Annotated in this window: 1 pseudogene; it reads right to left on the reverse strand. The window is 38.5% G+C overall.

The features are described 5' to 3' along the window. Positions 1-566: pseudogene (locus I3255_RS14740) on the reverse strand (hypothetical protein); the annotation flags it as partial. Positions 567-1,060: the final 494 nt, after the last annotated feature.

Genomic DNA, 1,060 nt, shown 5'->3' on the forward strand with positions numbered 1-1,060 from the left:
TCGTCATCTTCTCGAGAACTAGTAGATGGGTAGAATAGGTGAACATCAACTAGAGCTTTGTCTGACTTGGCACGCCAGCTATATGGGCGACTAGAAATGTAAATATGAGCCCTCTTAGCCCCTTTCTCAATTCCTTTTGCAAAACGTTTAATAGCTTTTTCAAAAGCTCTAGGATGAGCTAATTTTGCTTCATCCACCGAATCTAAGAAAAACCAAGCCTCATCATTTGAATTAAGCCAGTCTTCAAACTCATCTTCATCACCTATTTCGAAAGCATCATCAAAGTTACGGTCAATATCTTCAATTCGAATAAAAAAAGACAGCTTCCCGTCATTTGAGAGTTTACTTGCCATTTCCATAAATTCAACCGTCTTACCAGCGCCTGCCTCGGCTAAAATTACAGTACGATATTCATGTAATAGAGACTTCCAATTTTCAGCTTTATTGATTCCCAAACTAAGAGAAATATTTAGCTCTTCAGAATCCTTGTGGCTTTCTATTACGGGAAAAAACTGACGTTCTAAGGCGATATACTTCCGCATAACTACATGGGTTCCATGTGACATAAAAACTTCCTATATTCTACTAATTACACACGACTTACCCAACCAGTCTTGCTCTTATAAAGTAAGTACAAATGTTAATAAGTTACTCCACCTTAATTAAGGAAGTACCCGGTCTTACCAGTATTTACCCAACAGCTTACTGGGCATTTTCGAAACAAGCTGTTGCCAAATTGATTACCTACATCAAATCCAAACCCATTAGCCGGGAGCTTCCTCTAAAACAGGTTGGAGCGGAATGAACTAACTATCTTTTGGATGGTTAAGGTACGACAGAATCGCTTGGTGATCACAATGTTAGAAAGTGCCAGCTGTGAAGATTCTGGACAAAAATCATTTAGAGTATTAGCCACATTTCTAATAATGGTTATTAGGAATAAGTAATGGAGATACTTCAGCATAGCTATCCAGCTAACTATCAATATTTACTTATATAAAGGTAGCTTGGGCTTGTCCAACACTTCGGATAGGTGTCGGCTTCGCGACACATATCCTTA

This window comes from Psychrobacter sp. Ps6, from assembly GCF_022129235.1.
Taxonomy (GTDB): Bacteria; Pseudomonadota; Gammaproteobacteria; order Pseudomonadales; family Moraxellaceae; genus Psychrobacter.